This window comes from Streptomyces sp. NBC_00212 (assembly GCF_045206365.1).
In the GTDB taxonomy this organism is placed as follows: Bacteria; Actinomycetota; Actinomycetes; order Streptomycetales; family Streptomycetaceae; genus Streptomyces.
In genome coordinates this window covers 14,055-33,787 of the sequence record NZ_CP108117.1, presented here as the reverse complement: position 1 = coordinate 33,787, position 19,733 = coordinate 14,055, and the positions used below count along the sequence as shown (strand labels likewise).

Annotated in this window: 30 protein-coding genes; 18 read left to right on the top strand and 12 right to left on the bottom strand. The window is 72.0% G+C overall.

Going from position 1 to position 19,733, the window contains the following annotated elements; genetic code table 11:
- Positions 1–84: 84 nt before the first annotated feature.
- Positions 85–675 carry a hypothetical protein gene (locus tag OHA17_RS41980; protein ID WP_331718760.1) on the bottom strand — a complete coding sequence of 197 codons (591 nt, stop codon included), beginning with the start codon at positions 673–675 and terminating at the stop codon, positions 85–87.
- A gap of 359 nt (positions 676–1,034) precedes the next feature.
- Here OHA17_RS41980 and OHA17_RS41975 point away from each other — a divergent pair, with 359 nt between their 5' ends.
- Positions 1,035–1,868, top strand: coding sequence for a hypothetical protein (locus OHA17_RS41975; RefSeq protein ID WP_331718759.1), 834 nt, complete (start codon positions 1,035–1,037; stop codon positions 1,866–1,868).
- A 114-nt stretch (positions 1,869–1,982) separates the two neighbouring features.
- Here the strand turns inward: OHA17_RS41975 and OHA17_RS41970 are convergent, their stop codons facing one another.
- From OHA17_RS41970 to OHA17_RS41935, 8 genes are all read right to left on the bottom strand, one after another.
- The gene (locus tag OHA17_RS41970; RefSeq protein WP_331718758.1) at positions 1,983–2,447 is read right to left on the bottom strand and encodes a zinc ribbon domain-containing protein; all 465 of its coding nucleotides are present in this window, start codon (positions 2,445–2,447) and stop codon (positions 1,983–1,985) included.
- A gap of 157 nt (positions 2,448–2,604) precedes the next feature.
- On the bottom strand, positions 2,605–3,534 hold the full coding sequence (locus tag OHA17_RS41965) for an ATP-binding protein (protein WP_331718757.1): 930 nt from the start codon (positions 3,532–3,534) through the stop codon (positions 2,605–2,607).
- The gene (locus tag OHA17_RS41960; RefSeq protein WP_331718756.1) at positions 3,531–4,118 is read right to left on the bottom strand and encodes a hypothetical protein; all 588 of its coding nucleotides are present in this window, start codon (positions 4,116–4,118) and stop codon (positions 3,531–3,533) included. Before OHA17_RS41960 ends, OHA17_RS41965 begins: the two co-directional genes overlap by 4 nt.
- A complete protein-coding gene (locus tag OHA17_RS41955) occupies positions 4,115–4,288 on the bottom strand; it encodes a hypothetical protein (protein ID WP_406511015.1) in 174 nt (57 codons plus the stop codon). Before OHA17_RS41955 ends, OHA17_RS41960 begins: the two co-directional genes overlap by 4 nt.
- Positions 4,289–4,313: 25 nt before the next feature.
- Positions 4,314–4,469, bottom strand: coding sequence for a hypothetical protein (locus OHA17_RS41950; protein ID WP_406511014.1), 156 nt, complete (start codon positions 4,467–4,469; stop codon positions 4,314–4,316).
- On the bottom strand, positions 4,466–4,657 hold the full coding sequence (locus tag OHA17_RS41945; RefSeq protein ID WP_331718755.1) for a hypothetical protein: 192 nt from the start codon (positions 4,655–4,657) through the stop codon (positions 4,466–4,468). The genes OHA17_RS41950 and OHA17_RS41945 overlap by 4 nt, the downstream gene beginning before the upstream one ends.
- Positions 4,654–4,956, bottom strand: a complete 303-nt coding sequence (locus tag OHA17_RS41940; RefSeq protein ID WP_331718754.1) for a hypothetical protein — start codon at positions 4,954–4,956, stop codon at positions 4,654–4,656. Before OHA17_RS41940 ends, OHA17_RS41945 begins: the two co-directional genes overlap by 4 nt.
- A complete protein-coding gene (locus OHA17_RS41935) occupies positions 4,953–5,558 on the bottom strand; it encodes a hypothetical protein (protein WP_331718753.1) in 606 nt (201 codons plus the stop codon). Before OHA17_RS41935 ends, OHA17_RS41940 begins: the two co-directional genes overlap by 4 nt.
- 254 nt (positions 5,559–5,812) lie before the next feature.
- Between OHA17_RS41935 and OHA17_RS41930 the strand changes: the two genes are divergently transcribed.
- From OHA17_RS41930 to OHA17_RS41865, 14 genes are all read left to right on the top strand, one after another.
- Positions 5,813–6,289, top strand: a complete 477-nt coding sequence (locus OHA17_RS41930) for a hypothetical protein (protein ID WP_331718752.1) — start codon at positions 5,813–5,815, stop codon at positions 6,287–6,289.
- 38 nt (positions 6,290–6,327) lie between these two features.
- A complete protein-coding gene (locus tag OHA17_RS41925; protein ID WP_331718751.1) occupies positions 6,328–6,558 on the top strand; it encodes a hypothetical protein in 231 nt (76 codons plus the stop codon).
- A 93-nt stretch (positions 6,559–6,651) separates the two neighbouring features.
- On the top strand, positions 6,652–7,302 hold the full coding sequence (locus OHA17_RS41920) for a hypothetical protein (RefSeq protein WP_331718750.1): 651 nt from the start codon (positions 6,652–6,654) through the stop codon (positions 7,300–7,302).
- 17 nt (positions 7,303–7,319) lie between these two features.
- Positions 7,320–8,573: a hypothetical protein gene (locus OHA17_RS41915; RefSeq protein ID WP_331718749.1), complete on the top strand. Its 1,254-nt coding sequence runs from the start codon at positions 7,320–7,322 to the stop codon at positions 8,571–8,573.
- An 8-nt stretch (positions 8,574–8,581) separates the two neighbouring features.
- Positions 8,582–9,244, top strand: coding sequence for a hypothetical protein (locus tag OHA17_RS41910; RefSeq protein WP_331718748.1), 663 nt, complete (start codon positions 8,582–8,584; stop codon positions 9,242–9,244).
- Positions 9,241–9,879 carry a hypothetical protein gene (locus OHA17_RS41905; protein ID WP_331718747.1) on the top strand — a complete coding sequence of 213 codons (639 nt, stop codon included), beginning with the start codon at positions 9,241–9,243 and terminating at the stop codon, positions 9,877–9,879. Before OHA17_RS41910 ends, OHA17_RS41905 begins: the two co-directional genes overlap by 4 nt.
- Positions 9,876–10,421 carry a hypothetical protein gene (locus OHA17_RS41900; protein WP_331718746.1) on the top strand — a complete coding sequence of 182 codons (546 nt, stop codon included), beginning with the start codon at positions 9,876–9,878 and terminating at the stop codon, positions 10,419–10,421. Before OHA17_RS41905 ends, OHA17_RS41900 begins: the two co-directional genes overlap by 4 nt.
- Positions 10,418–11,548, top strand: coding sequence for a hypothetical protein (locus tag OHA17_RS41895; protein ID WP_331718745.1), 1,131 nt, complete (start codon positions 10,418–10,420; stop codon positions 11,546–11,548). Before OHA17_RS41900 ends, OHA17_RS41895 begins: the two co-directional genes overlap by 4 nt.
- 362 nt (positions 11,549–11,910) lie before the next feature.
- The gene (locus OHA17_RS41890; RefSeq protein ID WP_331718744.1) at positions 11,911–12,513 is read left to right on the top strand and encodes a hypothetical protein; all 603 of its coding nucleotides are present in this window, start codon (positions 11,911–11,913) and stop codon (positions 12,511–12,513) included.
- Between the two features lie 130 nt (positions 12,514–12,643).
- The gene (locus tag OHA17_RS41885; RefSeq protein ID WP_331718743.1) at positions 12,644–13,039 is read left to right on the top strand and encodes a hypothetical protein; all 396 of its coding nucleotides are present in this window, start codon (positions 12,644–12,646) and stop codon (positions 13,037–13,039) included.
- A 330-nt stretch (positions 13,040–13,369) separates the two neighbouring features.
- Complete coding sequence (locus OHA17_RS41880) at positions 13,370–14,647, top strand: hypothetical protein (RefSeq protein WP_331718742.1); 1,278 nt, start codon at positions 13,370–13,372, stop codon at positions 14,645–14,647.
- A gap of 33 nt (positions 14,648–14,680) precedes the next feature.
- Positions 14,681–15,160, top strand: a complete 480-nt coding sequence (locus OHA17_RS41875; RefSeq protein ID WP_331718741.1) for a hypothetical protein — start codon at positions 14,681–14,683, stop codon at positions 15,158–15,160.
- On the top strand, positions 15,157–15,345 hold the full coding sequence (locus OHA17_RS41870; RefSeq protein ID WP_331718740.1) for a hypothetical protein: 189 nt from the start codon (positions 15,157–15,159) through the stop codon (positions 15,343–15,345). Before OHA17_RS41875 ends, OHA17_RS41870 begins: the two co-directional genes overlap by 4 nt.
- Complete coding sequence (locus tag OHA17_RS41865; protein ID WP_331718739.1) at positions 15,342–15,593, top strand: hypothetical protein; 252 nt, start codon at positions 15,342–15,344, stop codon at positions 15,591–15,593. Before OHA17_RS41870 ends, OHA17_RS41865 begins: the two co-directional genes overlap by 4 nt.
- Before the next feature lie 101 nt (positions 15,594–15,694).
- On the opposite strand, the gene OHA17_RS41860 is transcribed toward OHA17_RS41865, so the two are convergent.
- Complete coding sequence (locus OHA17_RS41860; protein ID WP_331718738.1) at positions 15,695–16,594, bottom strand: plasmid pRiA4b ORF-3 family protein; 900 nt, start codon at positions 16,592–16,594, stop codon at positions 15,695–15,697.
- Between the two features lie 190 nt (positions 16,595–16,784).
- On the opposite strand from OHA17_RS41860, the gene OHA17_RS41855 reads away from it, so the two are divergent.
- Positions 16,785–17,735, top strand: coding sequence for a hypothetical protein (locus OHA17_RS41855; protein ID WP_406511013.1), 951 nt, complete (start codon positions 16,785–16,787; stop codon positions 17,733–17,735).
- A gap of 114 nt (positions 17,736–17,849) precedes the next feature.
- Positions 17,850–18,104 (top strand): hypothetical protein, encoded by a 255-nt coding sequence (locus OHA17_RS41850; protein WP_331718736.1) that lies wholly within the window; start codon positions 17,850–17,852, stop codon positions 18,102–18,104.
- Positions 18,105–18,116: 12 nt separating this feature from the next.
- Here the strand turns inward: OHA17_RS41850 and OHA17_RS41845 are convergent, their stop codons facing one another.
- Positions 18,117–18,566, bottom strand: a complete 450-nt coding sequence (locus OHA17_RS41845) for a deaminase (RefSeq protein ID WP_406511012.1) — start codon at positions 18,564–18,566, stop codon at positions 18,117–18,119.
- 126 nt (positions 18,567–18,692) lie between these two features.
- Between OHA17_RS41845 and OHA17_RS41840 the strand changes: the two genes are divergently transcribed.
- Positions 18,693–19,247 carry a hypothetical protein gene (locus OHA17_RS41840; protein WP_331718734.1) on the top strand — a complete coding sequence of 185 codons (555 nt, stop codon included), beginning with the start codon at positions 18,693–18,695 and terminating at the stop codon, positions 19,245–19,247.
- Between the two features lie 164 nt (positions 19,248–19,411).
- Here the strand turns inward: OHA17_RS41840 and OHA17_RS41835 are convergent, their stop codons facing one another.
- Positions 19,412–19,717, bottom strand: a complete 306-nt coding sequence (locus tag OHA17_RS41835; protein WP_331718733.1) for a DUF6087 family protein — start codon at positions 19,715–19,717, stop codon at positions 19,412–19,414.
- Positions 19,718–19,733 lie beyond the last annotated feature (16 nt).

Sequence of the window (19,733 nt, the reverse complement as noted above, 5' to 3'; positions counted from 1 at the left end):
GCAGGGGGCGCACACCGGAAGGGCGTCGGTGATGTCGGCTGGGTGTCCCTGTCCCTCCACTCCGGGCTGTACCGATGTCCCCGATCAGTGGAGTCCGGGCACGCTGCCGGAGGAGTGGCCGGGCGCCATCCACTCGTGGAGCGCGAACCGCCGGTACGCGTTCGGACCGACGGCCGTGTCGTACTCCCCGATGCCTGCCCGGTCCAGCGCGTTGTTCCAGCGGTGCATCCAGTAGCGGTCCGCGACCCAGTAGGCGGTCTCGGCGACCGACGAACCGTCGTCGCTGACCAGGCTGTGGTCACGGACCCGGCGCAGGGCCTCGGCAAGGTCGTCCGTAGTGATCGGCATCCCCTTGCTGGCGGCGACGGCGGCGAGCTCGTCATCGACGGCATCCACGCCGTGCTCCAGGGCGTATTCGAGGGCCTCGATCGCGGCCTCCCGGCCGTCGGCGAGATACCCGGTGTACTCCTGGCCGCCGCGCTCCAGCCGGTCGGTGAACTCCTCGGTGGTGAACTTGCCGCGGCTGCGGGCGACCAGCCCGGCCAGCATCGCGGCCCAGTCCTGGGAGCCCTCGGCGACCTCGGTGGTCAGACGCCGGCGGGCCGCGGTGTACGAGATGCCTTCGGCGTCGGCGAGTTCGTGGGCGTCTTTCTTGAACTGCTTGTGGGTGGTCACGGTCTCTCCTGAGTCCCGGGGACGGCGGCGATCCCACGCATCCCCGCCGGGGGCACGTGGCCACGGACAGGCAAATGTCAGTGCGTGAGGCGGTGCCCCTTGTCCTCATCGCCGCTCGCGGCGTGGGCGCGATACGGCTCGGAGTCAGGCCGACGCAAGGCGGCCGACTCCCACTCTAGGACGCTGGACGTTGATCCGCTGGCAGCCGATCCGCAGGCCCCTAGGTGTCCTGCATACCGGACGACACCGCGTTCCGTACGGTCAACGCCTCGCGATCGGGTTCGTGTTGGGGCGACACGGGGCCAACTCGCCCCAGAATCTCACCTCTTAAGAGGTGAGAATTCGGCTAGAGTGGAGCCATGACCACCGAAGCCGTCGCCCTCATCCCCGAGCCCGCGCCCACCCCGTCCCTGGAGGTCGTGCCCGACCTGCCCACCGAGGTGACGGTCGCCAAGATTGCCGCCGGAGTCACCACTGCCCTGGTGGAGGCTTGGGACGCGATCCGCGCCCGCCACAAGGACGTTCCCGAGGCCGTCATCAGTATGGCCACCGGCGGCCGCGCGAGCGCGGTCGAGCTGGCCCACTTCGCGCCCCGCCGGTGGAAGCTGCGCGAGGGCGACGACGTCCACCACGAGGTGTTCGTCACCGCCGAGTCGCTCGCCGACGGCGCCGCCAAGGTCTTCGGGTACCTCCTGCACGAGGCCACCCACGCGGCGAACGAGGCGCGCGGCGTCAAAGACTGCTCCGCCAGCCAGTACCACAACAAGGAGTTCAAGAAGACAGCCGAGGCCATGGGACTCGTCCAGCGGCCCGACGTCGGCGAGAAGTGGAAGAAGAAGTACGGAGCCGCCGGTACGGAGCTGGGGGACGAGGCGGCGGAGACCTACGCCAAGGAGATCGACGCGCTCGACAAGGCGATGCACGCCACCCGCACCCCCGACCTCTTCGCCACCCGCACCCGCGGCGGCGGCAGCAAGGGCGGCGGGGCCACCGACGACGCGGACACCGCCGACGCCGGCGGGGACGACGAGGTGCCGACCGGGAAGAAGGAGAAGGAGGACCGCAACTACGTCAAGGCGGTCTGCCAGTGCGAGCCGCCCGCGGTCATCCGGGTCTCCCCGAAGACGCTGGAACGCCGCAACATCATGTGCGGCGACTGCATGGAGAACTTCGCGCCGGAGGAATCCGCCTGAGAGAGATGGTCTATCTGGCCAGATAACCCGCGGGCCCCGGCGGTCCCCTTCGAGGGGAGCCGGGGCCCGCGTCGTCGTGCGGCTGTACCGCCGTGGTGCACCAGGTGCAGGCGGCTACGACCGGGGGAGGGTGCGGTCCTTGGAGGCGTCCCAGCCGGTGCAGTGCGTCGTTTCCCGGCCGTCCCGCTCGTACCGGACGGTGATGTCCCACACGGGCCAGGTGCCGATCGGGCGCGGGCCGCGCCCGATCGCGAGGACCTCGTACACGCTCCCGTCGTCGCCGTGGTCGTACCGGCCGCCGACGACGCGGGGGCCGACCTGGGTGGCGATCCACTCCTCGTAGCCCATCTCGAACCCCTCGGAGCGGTCGCCCAGCAGTTCGGCGGGCATCGTGTTGCCGCACTCGTTGCAGTCGCTGCGGCCGGCGGGGTTGACGGTGCCGCAGGCGGCGCACGACCAGGACGGGCGGCCGCAGTCGTGGCAGGCGTCGTACGTCGCCGGGTTGTCGGCCCCGCAGGTGCAGCCCCACGCCGTGCGGGAGCGCTTGGCGGCCGCGAGGTCGGTCTCGTAGGTGCCCATGGATCTCCTTCTCGTACGGGCCGGGGGAGTCCCGGCCCTGATCGGTGTTCTATCTGGCCAGATAAAACGCGCCTACACGGCCCGCAGGCGGTGCGGCCCGCCGGTCGCCGAATCGGATGCGGTCCTTTCTTGTTGCTCAGAAGGTGGGGACGGTCAGTTAGTGCGTCGGCCGCGCGTGAATCGGGATATGGATCTCCCCGCCGCCGCAGTCGAAGTCGGACCACTGATGTTCGGGGGCGAGCATCCATCCGTTGTCCGTCGCGGCGCGGGCAACCTCTCGGATCGCCTCGGTCCTGCTGGCGTAGTCCCCGAGAGCCACGGACGCGAGCGGCAATTCGAGGTCCGAGGTGTAGGTGTCCACCGAGGCCAGCCACCTCCCGCTCTCGATGATCAGAAGGTGTGTCGCCACCAGCCCGACGATGGCGGCGTGTTCGAGGTAGCGGGCGTGGTCGGTCTGCATCACCAGCCCTTCGTACTCCGGGAAGTACCCGGCGAGGTCTTGGTGCGCGCTCTGGTCGCCTTCCTGCGCCCTGCGCAGTACGGCGACGGCATCCGCGATCCGCTCGGGGGAGAGGGCGTCGTTGGGCACGGTGGCTCCTATCGGGGTGGGGTCGACCTGGTGCACGGCGGCGAAGCCCTCCCGGAGCAGGGCGCCCGGGGTGGCCTCTCGTGCGAGGTCGTGCTGCCAGCGCAGCGTGCCGACGGGCACGCGCTGGTTGGCCGGCCGCTGCGCGTTGCGGGTCAGGCAGGTGTCGAGGTCGGGCAGGAGGCGCAGGGCGACGACGGGGCGGCCGTGCCGACGGGCCCGCTCCACGAGCCCGATCCTCACGTCGGGCTCCACGTTCGTGCTGTCCAGGAAGACCGTCGCCCCGCTGCTCAGGTAGTGCTCCAGGAGGGTGTTCTGCCGGGCGACGGCGGCCGGGGTGACGGACTGGTCGCCCGCGTCCCCGCCGATCTCGGCGCGCAGGGAGTCGAGGCAGATCACCACGTCGACCGCCGCGGTGGCTGCGTACGTGGACTTGCCCGATGCTGCGGGGCCGACCGCGACCAGAAGAGTGCCGGGCGCCAGGTCGAGCGGCCCGTTCACAGCGGCCTCCCGTCGCAGTCGACGTACCCGTCGGCGGTGTAGTGGGGCTGGATGCACCCGGCGTGCGCAGCCTCGTAGTCGTCCTGGTCGGTCTCGGCGTAGGAGGACAGATCCTCGTCGTGGAGGTCGTCGGTGCCGTACGTGCGACGGCCGCACGGGGGGCAGCGCCAGATGTCCTCGCCGTCGACTGCGAGGGGGAGGGTCGGGGTCGAGCACTCGGGGCACGGCGGCGAGGAGATGAGGAGGCGGGGCCGGTCGGTCCGCAGCTCGCGGACCGACCAGCCGTGCTCCCGCAGCAGGTCGGCGTAGGCGGACACGAGGACGTGCTCCTCCGCCGCGGCGTCGGCGAACGAGAGACCCGTGAGTGCGCTGCCCGGGAACTGGGTGCGGTGGCTCACCCGGGCCTGCGCGGAGCCGGGAGCACCCGGGGAGCACAGGAATCCGGCCGTGGCGACCTTGCCCGTCGCGTCGAGCCGGGCGGCGGGGTGACGCGTCAGGAGAAGGGATCGGACGGCGGCGGTCACCGCGTCGTCGGGGTCGGGCGTGCTGGTCGCCGTGGTCGGCGAATCGGTGGGTAACGTCATGCCGGTTCCTTCCGGAGGGAGTTGGCGGGGGAGGGGCGGCTGATACGGACCCGGGAGACCGGGCGGGCACGGTCGCAGCCGATGCACTGCGCGTCCGCGTGGAGGTCGTTGTTCGTGTCGCAGTCGGCGCACTTCCAGATCGGCCCCGTCGGTGCCGTCGGACGCGTCATATCCGGCTCCTTCCTGGGGAGTTGGTCAGAACGTGCGGCGCATCCAGGCGGGGAAGCCACCCGCGCAGGGGCGGCACAGGAGCCGTCCCAGCACCAGGCGCCATCCGGCGGCGGCCGCGTAGACGAAGTTGAGGTCCGTTATCCCGCAGCCGGTGCACTCGGGCTGTACCGGGCGGGTCACCGCAGCACCCCGCGCCGCCCGAGGACGTAGCCGAGGGCGGCACTGGCGGCGACCACCAGGACCGTGCCCCCGGCGAGGAGGCGGGGCATGCTCAGGTCGGCGGCGCCGGGAAGCCAGACGGCGGCCGCCGCGGCGATGCCGAGCAGTCCGGCCGGCAGCACCACGAACAGGATCAGGCGCGTGCTCACGACTGTCCCTCCTTGGTCTCGGGAAGCGGCTCCCAGGTGCCGGTGAGCCGGTCGAGGGCCGTCCAGGTGCCGTCGGCGCGGCGGTCGGCGTAGGCGTCGGTGCGGTTGCTGCGCTCCGTCCACACGGTGACGCTGCCGGGGACGCCGAGGTCGTCCAGGAACCTGCGTGCCTCACGGAAGGTGGTGGAGCGCTGCTCGCGCCCGGCGCACCGGATGACCTCCCCGTCGGGCTTGGTCCGGGTGGTGCTCTCGGTGGCGTAGAAGACCTTCGTGGCGTTGCGCGGGATGCGGGTGCTCACGGCTGCTGGTCCTCTTTCTCCTCGTCGCCGTCGAACGGGGGCGAACCGCCGTCGACGTCAACGGTGTTGAGGGTGGGGTAGGCCTGCCCACCGGAGGATCCGGGGGGCAGGGACACCGTCGTCTTGCCCGGGCCTCCGGGGGTGTTCCCCATGTCCTCGGCGGCCTTCTTGCCCGTGGTGATGCGGGTGAGCGCCTCGCGGAAGACGGGGACGAGCTCCTGGTCCATCCGGTAGGCGATGTTCTGGTGCCAGGACGGGTTCTTGGGGTCGGAGACGGGGGTGATGGGCGCCGGAGTGCCCTCCGGCCACCACCCCTTGCGGACTCCGCGCGGGACGGCCCGGGTCAGGCCGTTGGACGGGCCGTTGAGCTTGCCGATCACGCTGCGGACGTGGTCGGCGTCGATGTAGCCGTCGCCGTCGACGAAGACCATCTCGGCCATCCGGCGCGAGCCGGCGGTCAGGTCGAGGAGGTAGCGCTCGGCGCGGTCGACGGTCCAGCCCGGGCGGACCGTACTGATGGACAGCTCCGCGTGGTACTGGGCGGCGAGCGCGACGAGCTTCTCGGCGAACTCCTCGCTCGCGCCCTTGATGGTGATCTCCATGAGAGCCTTCCGGCAGATTCACACCCGGTTCTCCCGGGTCTCCATGGAGGATGCCCGCCGATAGACCCCTCCGTCTAGACCGGGGAGAACAATGGCGGAATTCTGCACTCGTTCGGGCGACGCGGTGGCGGCGCCGGTCTCGGCTCGGATAATGTGCCATATCCGAGCCGACAACACGGACATGACGACCCGTCGGTGTCAGTGCCTCGCGCTAGCGTTCCGGTGACCGTCTGTCAAGAAGAAAGGCCGACCCCGTGCCCCCGAGCGACACCCCGACCGAAACGGTCGACGCCACGCTGTACTACGCGTGGCAGCGCCGCGCACAGCAGCACCTCGCCGACTTCATCGAGCACGGTGCGCGCAACGGCCTGCCGCCGCTGCTGTGGACGCTCGCCCCGAACGGCAACCTCATCGGCACGGCGGGGGCCAGCCTCACGCCGGACGTCCAGCGCGAGGCCGTGACGCGGTGGGCCGCCCACGTCGGCGTCCCGGTAGACACCGAGCACACCGCCGACGGCCGCGAGGAGCTGTACGCCGGGTGGAAGGACGACGAGCGCCGCACCCGCGGCTGCTTCCGCGCCACCATCTTCCTCTCCGACGAGGTCCGGCGAATGCGGGACGACGTCGCCGACTTCGCGCGACGGGAGGGCCTGCCCCACCCCGCCCGTACCCCCGAGGAAGCGCGGGAGCTGATGGACCGCATGGTCCGCAGGAACCGCTCCCACCGATGACTGACCACGAAGCCGGACCTGTGAGGGAAGAGCGGAATATGAGCGGCAGCGCACCGGAACAGCATTACGTCATCACCCTGGCGACCGGGACGGTCGGCGGGCACGCGACGGTGGAGGGGACCATCGAGCCCAACGCGGGGGAGACCGAACAGAGCCTCCTGGCCCGGGTCCGCGCGTACAGCTGTCGGCTGGCGGGCCTGCCGGACAGCAGTCCAGTGATCTTCTATCGGCTGGTCCCCAATGTCCCGATCGGCGGGGGCACGGCATGACCGAGCCCGACGGCGGCCCGCTCACCGACGCCGACTTCGAGCACCTCGCCCGGATCGCCCGGGCCGCCACCACACGGAAGGGTGACTGACCGCATGCCGCTGAATGTGCCCGTCACCATCACCGTGCCGCCGATAGACCGGTCGTTCACGGTGCACACCGACCGCCAGCGCTGGAGCGCCGAGCAGCTCGCCGCCGCGCCCGACGGTCGCGGCGCGCTGGAGGCGGCGGTCCGCGAGGGCGTCCGCAAGGCCGCGTCCACCTGCGCCTACGCCCAGCTCACCGAGCCGGACATCGACACCGCCGCGCACCCGGACGGGTCGGTGACGCTGACCGGCCGCGTGCTGTGCGACGAGAGCGACTGCCACGCCGCCGCCCAGCGCCACCACTTCGACGCCGCCGAGTCGATCGAGGCCAAGGCCGCCGCCGACTGGGTCGCGCAGAAGGAGCTGAGCCTCGCGCCCGGGGAACTCAAGGTCGTGCAGGAGCACCTCCGCACGGGCCGCGACCAGCAGCAGCGTCGCCTCTCGTTCCTCTTCGTGCTAGCCGGGGTGCTCTGCGCGGCCGCCGGCGCGGCCATGGGCCAGTACGACTACCACCGCCCCGAGTCCGCCTCCGGCAGCAGCCTCACAGTGTGGATCGGCGAGAACGTCGACGCCCTCTGCAACCACCTGGCGTTCCCCGCGATCGTCGCCGGAGCCCTCCTCGTCCTCTTCGGCTTCGGCCGCGCCGCCCTCACCAAGTAAATCGAGAGGCCACACCCATGCCACTGTCCGTACCGCTCCTCCTCGTACCGGGAGAGCCGGACCGTCACTACACCGTCCACCTGCACCGCGTCCGCTGGGACGCCGACGCGGTCTCCGGGCCGCTCACCGCCGACCATCTCGCACTGCTGGAGGCCGATGCCCGCCAGGGCCTGCGCCTGGTCGCCGAGTGCGTCGCCGCCGAGCTGGCCGACGCCGATGTCCACGTTGCCCAGTACCCCGACGGCTCGGCCGAGGCCGTGGCCCGCGTCCTGTGCACCGAGGACGAGTGCGCCGCCGTCGCCGACCGGTACCGCCGCGACGCCGACGAGGACATCGAGGCCGAGGCCGCCCGCACGTGGGCCGCCACCCAGCTCCAGGACCAGACCGTGGAACTCCTGAACCTGCGCGGTGAGTTGGAGAAGACCACGCCCGGCAAGACAGCCGCGGACCTGCTTGCCGCCGCGCTGGCCGCCCAGCAGGAGCGCACCGGCGGCTCCACCGACCACGTCGTGCTGCTGCTGGACGAGGCCGCCTACCTCGCACGGGAGAGCGGCCTGCTCCCCGACGGCACCCCCGAGGGGGCCCGGGAGCAGATCGAGCGGATGATCCGGCAGGGCCGCAAGCCGCACCCGGTCGAGTCCGACGAGGCGTTCGTGGGAGAGACGGGCCGGGGCAAGACCCGGTTTGAGCCCCACCGCCTCACGGACCTGGACAGCGCCGACGACCTCACGACGTGGGTGGCCCCGGCGCGCGGGTCCATGCCCCTGACACTCACGACCAACGAGACACTGGACTACCTGGGGCGGCAGAACCCGACCGAGCTGACGCCCGAGCACCTGGTGCGTGAGACGCAGGAGCTGGCCCGCTCCGTCGCCGCGGGTGAGGTCCCGCGGGCGGGTGTGATGCGGCTCGGGGAGCTGTGCCGCGAGGTCGCGCGCCGCTGCGACGCGGAGCCGAACCCGCCGCTCCCCGCCGACGGTGAGCAGGATGAGGCCCCCGGGCTCGCCCTGGCCTTGATGCACCGCATCGGCTACCGGCCCCGCGCCGTACGTGCCGGCGAGGTCCGTGTCGCGCGCGAGTATGCCAGGCGGGACTGGCCGCTGCGCACCCTGCCCGACACCCTGCCGGACGACGACGCCGCCGCGGTCCTGGTGTACCGCGAGCCCACCCCGGGCCTCGCGCTGTTGGAGCACATCCGCACCGGCGACGACGAGGGTGTGCGGGGCGACCTCAGCCTCCTGCTGCGCTGGCTCACCGCGGACGGGAAGTGAAGGCCGCAATGCTCACCTCTGTCACCCTGCCCGACGGCACCGCCGCCGTGGTGCACACCGCCTGCCTCGGATGGGGCGAGGTCAACATCGAGCGGTACGGGCTGGCCGCCCTCTACCGGATCGCGCTGGACGAGCTGAACGCGGACGCGACCTGCCCGGCCGTACGGGAGCACGACGGCAGCGTGCTGGTCGAGTCGCTGCCTAGCGGCCCGGGAGTGCGCGCGTACGCCCTGGCGCTGTGCACCGCCCCCAAGTGCCGCGCGGCCGCCGAGTCCTACGAGAAGAAATACGGTCCGCACCCGGACATGGACTTCGAGCGGACCTGGGCTGGCAAGCAGACCGCCGGTGACCAGGACGACCGGGACATGGTCCAGGAGTACCGGTCCGCCGAGATCCAGGACGTCAACCTCCACTGGCTCCAGCAGACCGACCCGGACGCGGCCCGCCTCTTCCGGCCCGGCTGCTTCACCGACAGCCTGCTCAACCTCGCCCACCCGGTGCCCGGCCACGAGGGCTTCGACCTGGGGAAGGCGCTGGAGCTGTACGTGGCCGCCAAGCGCGACGAGGGCCGGATGGACCGGTACGGCGCCCTGTTCGCCGGGACCGCCGACTACCAGTGGGACGCCTTCCTGCCCGCCGGCGCCACGACGGAGACGGAGGCCGCCCGGTGAGCACGTTCCACGCTCTCGCCGCCCACCTGGGCTGGCGGCCGTTCGCCCACCGGCCGGACTGCGCCAAGCCGGTGTGGGAGGTCGACCAGCAGAGCGAGCCCGACAAGCTGCGCGACCGCCGCAGCGGCCCCGAGCACGCATGCCCCAGCGCGGAGTGCGGCCACCGGGACCACTACGACAAGGTCACCGTGCGGGTGCTGTGCCGCTCCTGCCAGACCGTGCACCTGATCAGCGGTGAGGAACACACCAGCCGGACGACCACCACGGCGCGCACCGGCTACGGGCAGGCCCCCAAGCGCGTGGGCGGACTGTGGCTCTACGCCGGGCCGCCGCTGCTCGACCTGCGGGAGTACACCTCGCCCGGCGGCTACCTGTGCGCGCTGGAGAAGGTCGAGCGGCTGGCCCAGGACGACATCGTCGGCGCCATCGGTGAGGGCCGGGGCGCGCGGGGCGGATCGACCTGGAGCGCGGGCGCCCTGCCGACCTGGCAGCCGTTCGGCATCGGCGGCGCCCCCTTCCCGACGTGGGCGAAGGGCAGCGGCGACCCGACGTTCAAGACCGTCGCCGCGGCGGCGAAATGGGTGAAGGCGGCCGTGGACCAGGCCGCCGCGACCGAGGAGAGGCAGGACACGTGAACAACCATGACGCCGCCATCGCGGCGGTCGCCGCAGCGCCGATGGTCGACACCGTGGGCGCGCTGCGCACCCTGCTGGCGCAGCTGCCCGACGAGATGCCGCTGTCCCTGGACGACCACCACCGGGCCCTGCCCGGCGAGCCGGACCGGGTGCACACCGTGCACCCGAGCCTGGTGGCCACGGTCTCCGGACTCGGCACCGAGGCCGAGAGCACGCAGCCCGGGCTGCTGCTCACCCAGGTATACGTGCCCTTCGGCGCCGACGAGGAGGAGCAGGCCGCCGTCGCCGCCCGCGCGGACCTGCCCGCCTACGGCGAACTCCCGCGCGCCGCCCACTACCTGGAGCGCGGCGAGCTGCGGGCCGGGCTGAAGGACGTCGCCGAGGTCCTGGAAGAGGTGGCCCACTTGGTGGGCGAGGTCGCGGCGGACTGCACGGAGCACGACGAGGACGGCTCGAAGCTCAGGGTCGAGGCGAAGCGGATCGCCCACGCCGCCGAGCGGGTCGGCAGGCTCGCCGCCGAGGTGGAGGAGGTCGCCGAGTGACGACCGCCGAGAAGTACGAGATGGCGCTGGAGCCGGTGGAGGTGGTCGACGCCGAACTGGTCGAGGACGACGACGTCCCCGGCGCGGTCGCCGTGCTCGACCCGGTGGCCGCCGTCCTCAAGGCCCTGGACGCGGACGCCGAGGAGCACCTGAACTACATCCGGCCGAAGAAGACCAAGGACGGCTACGCACGGGACTGGGAGATCTGGGGGGAGTTCCACGACTGGCTCGCCGAGCGGACCGGCACCCCCCTGCCCCTCAGCAAGGTCACCGTGGGCACCTTCGTGTCGTTCGTGACGTACCTGGACCAGGTGGTCGAGGCGCCGCCGAACACGATCGAGCGCAGGATCACGGGCGTCACCTCGGAGGCGCGCAGGTTCGGCTACCCCGTGCCGAAGGAGGCCACCGAGGCGGCCCGCCGCGCGTTGAAGCCGCTCCGGCTGGACAAGAAGCGCCAGCAGCGCGGCCGCGGCAAGGCGGCCTCGCTCAGCCCGGCTGACCTGCGTGCGATGGCGGAGGCCCCGCACGAGCGCCAGCCGCAGCCGACGGCGCGGCGCCGCACGGTCTTCCGGGTGCCGGAGCTGGCCCGGCTGCGGGACCAGGCGCTCACCTCCCTCAAGGTTGCCGTCGCCGGGCGCAACGAGGAGATGTCCGAGCTGGACGACCCGGACATCGAGGCCGTGGACGAGGGGCTGATGGTCGCCGTGCCCTCGGTCAAGGGCCGCCCGCCGCGGAAGGCGCCGGTCACGTACGGCGAGAACCGCAGCACCTGCCCGGTGCGCTGCTGGCAGGCGTACCGGGCCGCCAAGCTCGCCGCCGGCGCGGCTCCCGACGGTCCGGCGTTCCTGCCCGTCGACCAGTGGGGCCACCAGAGCCTCCAGCGCCTGTCGCCGGACGGCGTCGGCCGCGCCCTCGCGCGGTGCGCGAAGTACGCGGGCCTGACCGGGCGCCGGATCACCGGCCACTCCGCCCGGCGCACGCTGGTCACCCTCGGCATCAAGAACGGCAAGCGCGTCGACAAGCTGCGCAGCCAGGGCGGCTGGTCTGCCAACAGCCCGGTGTTCTGGGAGTACGTGGACGAGGGCGCGGCGTTCGAGGACGCCGCGACCGAGGGCATCGGCCTGTGACCGGCGCCCGCCCCGCAGCACCACAGGGCATGTCGACGACGAGAACGCAGCGCGGCCCGGCCAGTGGTGCCGCGGCGATGTCAGTGCCTGTGTCAGAACCTCGCCGAGGTGGGCCGAGACGGCGCATCTACCTGTGAAAGCACGGTGCCGCCTCGCGAAGCGGGGCCCGACTGTCAGCGCTCCTCGCTATCGTGAGAGCACGGCAAGTCGCGTACGCCGTTCGCCGCTGTCCGGGCCCACGCCTCGGACGTCGTCGGTCAAGGTCTCCTGGGGCCCGTGGAGTTGATGTTCTGTCCTGCACACCGGCCCTGACGTATGCGGCTGGCGGGAGCGTGGGGACCGGCCGGTCCGAGGAGTGCGTCATGCCGAAGAAGCAGTCGACCGCCGCGAAGAAGGCACGCGCCGCCGCGCGCGAAGGCGAGAAGTACACCGCCGCCCTTCGCCGGGAAGCCGAGAACCCGGCCGCCCCGACCACCTACAGCTATGTCCCCGTCGACGACGCCGGCGACGACCACGTATGGGCCCGCCTCGTCGAAAACTGCCCCGGCTGTCCCTGCCACGCCGCACGTGTATGCGCCAACGGACTCTGGCACCAGGCATCCACGCCCGCGCATGCCGACGGCACGCCCTACACCGACCCGTGCCCCTGCGAGGAAGCGGCCAAGATCCCCGAACCTCGCGCTCTGACCATCGCGTTCAAGGGGATCATTCGGACCCTCGATGCCGAGTACCACCGGCACGGCTGGTTGCGAGACACCTTGCGCATCGTCGGATACCCGTTCCGTGCCGAGCCCGACGACGGCTCCCCCGCCGGCCGCTGCGGCATGGTCCTCACCCGCTCCCCCGTCATGCGCACTGCCGTTGATGACCGTGGTGACACTTGGCAGGTCCCCCTCCTCGGATCCGTGCGCGGGTGCTCCGCAGCTATCACCGGATGGTGGTCAGATGAGGAACCGGAGGACTAGGCCAGACCGGGAGCCTACGAATCGAAGGTTCTGACACAGGCGCTCAGTGTCCCGCCCTACGTTGCATTCCAAGGCCCCCGGCCGGGTCGGACACCCCGTCGTCCGGCCCACCCGAACGGAAGGAAGAACCATGCCGATCTATGCCGGTCTCCGCGTCGCCGGAGGCACCGCCCGCGCCGTCACCCCCGACGGCGTGGAGGTGCTGTTCGTCCGTAACGTCCCGCAGGTGGGCCACCGCATCGGTGCTCTTCCCGAGGCCGACATCTGCGACTACGACGGGGTCGGCCGAACCGTCCTGCGTCAGGACCTGTGGCTGGTCGAGCAGGACGCCAACCCGCCTGGCCCGTACGAGATCGAGGCCCAGCCGGGGTTCGGCGACCGTGACAACGCGTGGGCAGTGATCGCGACCCCGAGCCGGAGGGTAGCGGCCTGCCGCATGGAGGGGGCGGGCAAGTACCTCGGCACCCGGGAACAGGCCCAGCAGTGGGCAGATGCCCTCAATGAGAAGTTCGCGGCGCGCGGCTGACCCGCGCCTTGCTCCCCGCCGCTGCGGGGATCGGGCTGTGACGACAGCGCCGCCCGCAGGGCCCGGAGGACAAGCCGTTCCTGGACACGGTGTACGTGGTGAAGGGCGACTGACCGCTCACGACGACGACCTCTATCGAGGATCTTTCACCGAACACCCGTACCCGACAGATCGCTTGTGCTAAAGGATCACGCTGGAGCGACCATGATCGTTCTCACCGATACTGGCTGTTCCGTTGGTCCCCAAGGCCGGGGGCAGCGGGCGGGTTCCGCTCCGGTCGAGTGTCAGGGAAAGCCTGACACGGCTAGCTGTCAGGGCTAGCCTGACGATATGTCTGAAGCTGACCCCGAGACCATCAACACGGCGCGCGGATTGCCGCTCACCCCGCTCGACGAAGCCCACCTCGCCCGTGCGCAGACCCTCAGCGACCTCGCCGATGCCGCACTCGACGGACTCACCCAGCGTGCCACCCAGCCCGGCGCCGCCTTCCTCTCCGGCGCCCAGGAACTCCTCGCCCTCGCGCAGCGCCTGGTCGACGAGGCCGCCGTCATCCACCGCGAACGCGGCGAGAGCTGGGAGGAGATCGGCGACCAGGCCGGTATCTCCCGCCAGTCCGCCCACGACCGCTGGAACGACAGGGTCGCCGCCTGGGCCCTGGTCGGCCGCCGCCGCACCGGCATCAACGCCACCCCCGCCGACACGCTGCTGCCCAACCTCGACGCCTGGTTCCAGCAGTACGACCCCCGCCCGCAGCCCATCAGTGCCACCGTCGCCTCCTTCAACGACCCCGAGGCACGGATCGCCGCACAGCAGCAGCGGGAGGAGGCCGCCCAACTCCGTCCCCGGGCCGAGGACCCGACCGCCACCCGCGAGACATGGGTGGCGTACACCGCAGCCGTCGGCACCGACGCGGCCGACGAGAAGCGCGCCGCCTGGGCCGCCGCCCACCTTGCGCGTGCCGACCTCTACGACCGACTCGCCGCCGCCGAGGGCCCGATGGGCGCCGAGGCGAAGCGAACCGCGGGCAAGCAGCGCAGCATCGCCCAGGAGATCCTCGCCGGCCGCCGTGACGCACAGCCCCTGCAACCCCTCCTCGACACCTTCGACCAGATCAACGCCGCATGGGAGGACCTCAGCCCCGAGGAGCGCCTGGGCCCGCCGAAGGTGATCGCCGAACACATGGCCCGGCGCCTCGACGGCGTGAGCGCCGCCACGGTCGCCAAGCACCTGCACCGCTTCCTGTGGAAAACAGTGCCGCCTCTCCCGATCGACGTCAGCGCGGCCAGGGACGAGGCCGTCGCCCACGGGATGGCGCAGCACCTGGTGGGGCACGTCTCCGCCTTCAACTTCTGGGGCGAGACGGCCCGCACCCTGCTGACCGGCTACCTCGTGGCCGCCGCCCTCGACGACGGCAGCCTCGCCACCGTCCGCAAGTGGGCCGCCCACCCCGACGAGGACAGCGGCGTCGTGGAACTGCTGCGCACCGGCTGCGCCCCCGAGTCCAGCCTGCCCGCCCGGGTCGAGCAGATCCTCACCGCCCACCCGCACACCCGCGACGGCGCGCTGGTCGTCGTCGCCCAGGCGCTGCAGGACGCCACCGAACGCTGAACGACACCGACACCCAACCCGAGAGGCCAACGCATGACGTACGAGACCGATTCGGACACCCCGACGATCCGCCGCCTCGATGACGTCCCCACGGGAGCCCCCTTCGGCTGGCTGGTCCAGACGCTCAACGGGCATGACGAGCGGCTGATGAACAACGTGCTGCCCGCTGATTTCCCCTACGAGGTCGAGCGCGGCGACGCCGGCGACGCGCTCGCGGCCATCGCCGTACGGGAGGCCATGCACCGGCAGATCGAGGACCAGCGCGGCAGCCGGGTCCGCGAGGCGGTCGAACTCGGCGCCAGCTGGAACGAGGTGGCCGCCGCCCTGGGCGTCACCACCGACGATGCGCGCGCGTTGCTGCGCGCCTGGGCCGAGGGGCAGCACCGCCTGTACCGCCGCGACGTCGAGCGCGCCCCGGACCACCCCCTCGGGCTCGACCCCGACCAGTACCTGGCCGTACTCGCCCTGACCGAGCGAGGGGACGACGAGCAGGCCGAGGGGGCCGGTCGATGACGACGCACCAGTGGTTCGTTGTGGCGGTCGCCATGCTCCTGAGCCTCACGCTCGCCGTCTGGTTCTTCGTCGCGATGCTGCGCGTCAAGGACGGCCGGGCCGGGGGCATCTTCGAGGGCCTGACCCCTCAGTGGGTTCGGGACCGGCGCCTTATCCGTCAGATCCACGAGAGGCACGGACGATGAGCCGCCCGACCCCCGAGGAGCTGGCTCAGCAGCTGGTCTCCGCCGCTTCCAGCCTGGCACAGCGCGCCGATGTCGCCGAGGTCCCGGATCCGCGGCGCCTGCTGTACGCGCTGGCCACCACCACCAGCGCGATGGCCTCCACCACCGGCCTCATCGGCGGCCCGGCCCGGCCGGAGACGGCCGCCGCCATCGAGGCCCTCCACCAGGCCGAGCGTGCGCTGCACACGCTCCAAAAGGTCCTGCCCTAGCCCCGAATGGGCGACCGCTTCGGCGCTTGCTGACCTGCTCACGACGAGGGCCTCCGGGACGCGCTCCCGGAGGCCCTCGTCGTACGAGCGCGCGAGCCGAGCTAGTCGTTGGGTCGCAGGGCCTTGAGGACCAGAGGGCGGGACATGGCGCCGCGGGCCCGCTCGGCGAGTGCGTTGGCGCTGGCGCCGGTTTTTGCCTGTTCGGCCCGCAGGGCGGTGCCGAGCAGCGCGCGGGTCTTGTCGACCTGGTCGAGTGCGTGCAGGACGGCGTCGATCGCGTCGGGGAGGCTGGGCACCACCGCACCGGTCAACGCGTTGACCGGTGCGGTGGCGGGCGCGGGCGGCCCCGGCTCCTCGTGCGGCTCGGCCGGTGGGTGGTCAACGCGTTGACCGCCTGTGGCGGGTGCCCCCGGGTAGCCGAGGCTGGAGAGGTCGAGGACCTCCCGCTGCCACGGCGCGGGTTCGGGGTAGCCGATGGACGCGGGGTCGGCCAGGCTGCGGTTGATCTCGTCGCGGTCGAAGCTCGCCGGGTTGTAGCGGTGCAGGCCCCACTCGCGCAGTTCGCGGTAGCGCGGCCCCTTGCGGGCCCGGATCGCCCGCAGGGTGCGCTCGTAGCCGAGCGGGCCGCCGCAGTCTTCGGGCGGGCAGGCCCGGCGGCCGGCACTGCACCGCGGATAGTGGGTGTGCGCGGCAGGCCGGTGGATCTTCTCCACGGTGAGGTGGTGGACCCAGTGGTCCCCGAAGTCGTATACGTACCCGGCGCCGCTGCCCACCTCGGGCAGTACCTGGGCGACGGTGTACGCCGCGGGCTCACGGCCGTTGTGCCCGTACCTCTCCCACTGGGCGCCGAACTCGTACAGGTGGGCGTCGTCCCAGCCCATGGCCACCTGAATGACCGCGTGCAGCCCGGACAGCGGGGTGTGCGAGTACAGGTGGATGCGCCGCCACACCACCGGCTCGATGTCCGGCAACGACACGCGTAGTTGGTGCACCGTCTCCACGGGACCACCGTATCGGCCGGGGCGCCCCGCCCGGACGCCCGTCGCGAAGCGGTCGGCACGGCCCGGTCCCGCACCCTCAACCCCTTCCGGGGAGAACAGAGTTGAAGGGCCCGCCCCGGTCCTCACACCCCCGCTACCCTGCCGCCCGGGGCACGTCTTCGACGTGGCCGCGACGAGCAAGGAGAACGGCATGCCAGCTGCGGCTTCGGTGGGCAAGGACGAACTGTGCACGCTGCTGGCGCAGCGCAGCGGCCTGGACGAAGACTGGCTCTTCGGCCTCGTGTACCTGGTGCCGCGCGACTTCGGGCTGTCCTGGCCGTTGACCAGGAACCAGGCCGAAGAAGTGGTCAACGGCCTGCTCGACCGGCTGCGCCGCGTCCTGCCGGCGCCCCGCCAGGACGGACCGGACGGCCGGGTGCGGGGATACCGGTACCTGGCCGAGATCACCGACCGGTACGCGCGGTGCGACACCCGCCGAGTCCTGGAACGCATCGCCCACGCCGGGATCACTCCGGCGGGCCCGGCCTTCGGAGGGGGAAGCTACGACCCGCGATCCGAGCGCGGGTGGGGCGCCCGTCCCTCTGCTGCTGCGGATCGGCGCGGAACGCCCTCCTGGGCCTGGTGGCGCGCGGTGCGCGCGGCCGGACCGCGGCCGTTGTACCGGATGCCCGACCCGTACGCCGGAGAAGACGAGCCGCCCGTCGACCGCGCCCTCGCGCTGCGGGAACGCACCGGAGACGGCACGGCCTACCGTGCGGCCCTGCGCGCCGCCGTGCGCGAGGACCCCCGGCACACCGACTGCTGGGCCCACCTGGGCAGCGAGGCGTTCGCACGGGCCGCGGCCGACGAGTCCGCACTGCCCGAGGCACTGGGCTTCTATCAGACGGCCGTCGCCGTGGCGGAGTTGTCCTTGCCGCCCTCGTTCACCGGTGTGCTGGCCTGGAGCGAAGTGGACAACCGCCCCTTTCACCGGGCGCTGCATGGACTGGGGCTGACGTGGTGGCGGCTGGGCGAGACAGGGAAAGCGGCGGCCGTCCTCGGCAGCAGCCTGTGGACCAATCCCGACGACGATCAGGACATCCGCTATCTGATTGGGCAGATGGAAGCGGGCGTTGCGTGGCATCAGCGGGCCGGGGACTAGCGCCGCCCTGCCCGATCCGCCTCCGCTCGGGCGGTCAGGGTGCCGGACACGACCAGCCAGCCCCGGACGCGGCCGCCGATGATGGTCGGCACGGCCCCGCCTACGCTAACCCGCATGAACCGCTTCAGCGTGGACGTCCCGGTGCCCTCAATCGACGGGCGATGGGACGAGGAGTCCGCAGCGGCCTTCCTGGGGAAGGGCCTGCGCCTCAAGGTCGGGGCGGACGACCGCACCGCGACGGTGGTCGGCGTCGAGCTGGCCCCCGACGGCCTGACGGTCCGGCTGGAGCTGGAGGCCGACATTGCGATCCCTGACGGCTACGAGCCGCGGGCCACGGAGTACGAGCAGGACGGACCGGACCCGGGCTGACGCCAGGTCACCTCAGGTCAGCAGGTGGGCGTTCACTGCCCGCGCCTCGTCGGCGAGGGCGGCCAGTTCCGTTACCAGGACGCCCGCAGCGCGGAGTTGTTCGACCCCGACACAGTCAGCCACCAGCAGACTCGGTTCCATCCACGCGATGACCACGCGCCGGAGCCCGGCGCGGATCACGTGATCCGCGCACGTCACCGGCCGCGACTTCCGCTCGCTGCACGGCTCCAGCGTCGAGTAAAGGGTGGCCGTGGCCAGCCGCGGATCGTTCTTCGGCACCTTCGCGAGCGCGGCCTCCTCGGCGTGGACGACCGGGTCGCCCTCCCGGGAGTGGCCCCGCGCGATCTCCTGGCCCGCGGCGTCCACGAGAATCGCGCCCACGGAGAAGGCCCCGGCGGCCGGCGGGCACCGCCGGGACAGCTCGATTGCCCGCCGCATCCATATGAGGTCGTCATCCGTCACGGACCGGACTGTACGGCAGGCCGCGCCGTCCGTGAGGGGAACGGAGTTCGGGAAACCGCACCGGTTCCCGCCCCGGCGAGGGGATACCGGTGGGACGCTCGAAGGACCAGCAGGGAGGGAGACGTCATGGGCCTGCACAACACCACCCCGCTCACCGTGGACCAACTGCTCCGTGCACTGGCCGCCCTGGGACAGCCGCATATCGCCGATCCCGACGTGCGTCCCGACGGCCCCACCGAACAGGACCTTCCCGGCCTGCTCGGCGCCCTGCTCGGCCTGGTCGAGACCGAGAGCGCCACCCTGGTCAATCCGCTGGAGGAACCGCCCTCCGCCCTCCACGGCCTCCAGCAGGGCTGGCAGCACACCACCGAGGACCGCGATATTCACCGCGCGGTCCTCCTCAACCGGCTGCGCCGCACCATGTTCGACCTCCCCATCCTGCTCGCCGACGCCGACCCCGACGACGACGAGGCCGCCGAACCTCCCGGCATCGCCGGAGCGTCGTCCAGCGTGACGGCCGCCGCCGACCTCATCGACGCGCAGCAGCACCTCGCCCAGGACCGAGTGGAACACGCCCTGCTCGCCCTGGACTCCGCCGAAGGCGCACTGGCCCAGGCCCTGCTCACGCTGTACCTGCTGCGCCTCCAGATCCGCGCCGCCCAGGGGCAGGAACCGGACTGACCATCGGTCGTGCGCACGCCGAACGCACCACAGAGGCTCACCTCTTAAGAGGTGAGCCTCTGTGGTGCTTCCCGGCCGACCATCCCGAGTGAGAGACCGTGGTCATCCCGTCGGGGGGGGGCAATGGATACCGGTGGGACCGGGCGCCGCTGTGTGCTGCGGGGTCAGGACTTGCGATGGCGGCCGGTCCCTTTCGCCATCGGCCGCCAGCCGCTGGCAATCGGATTGATCTGGGCCGCCTCATCGGTGATGCCGTGCAACAAGCGCTGTGCGGCGGCGTAGTTGTCCACGGTGGTCACTGGCTGCCATTGGTAGCCGTCCCACTCCGCGATCAGGCGGGGCGCGGCAGGGTCGATGTGCGCGGCCTGCTGGGGACCAGCACCGAGGGCGACGGCCCGGCGCTCGCCCACGGGCCGCAGACGCCTTTCCCGGCGTGCTGCCCACTGCTCCAGCGGTTCGTCATCGGCCATCGTCCGCGCCCTCCTG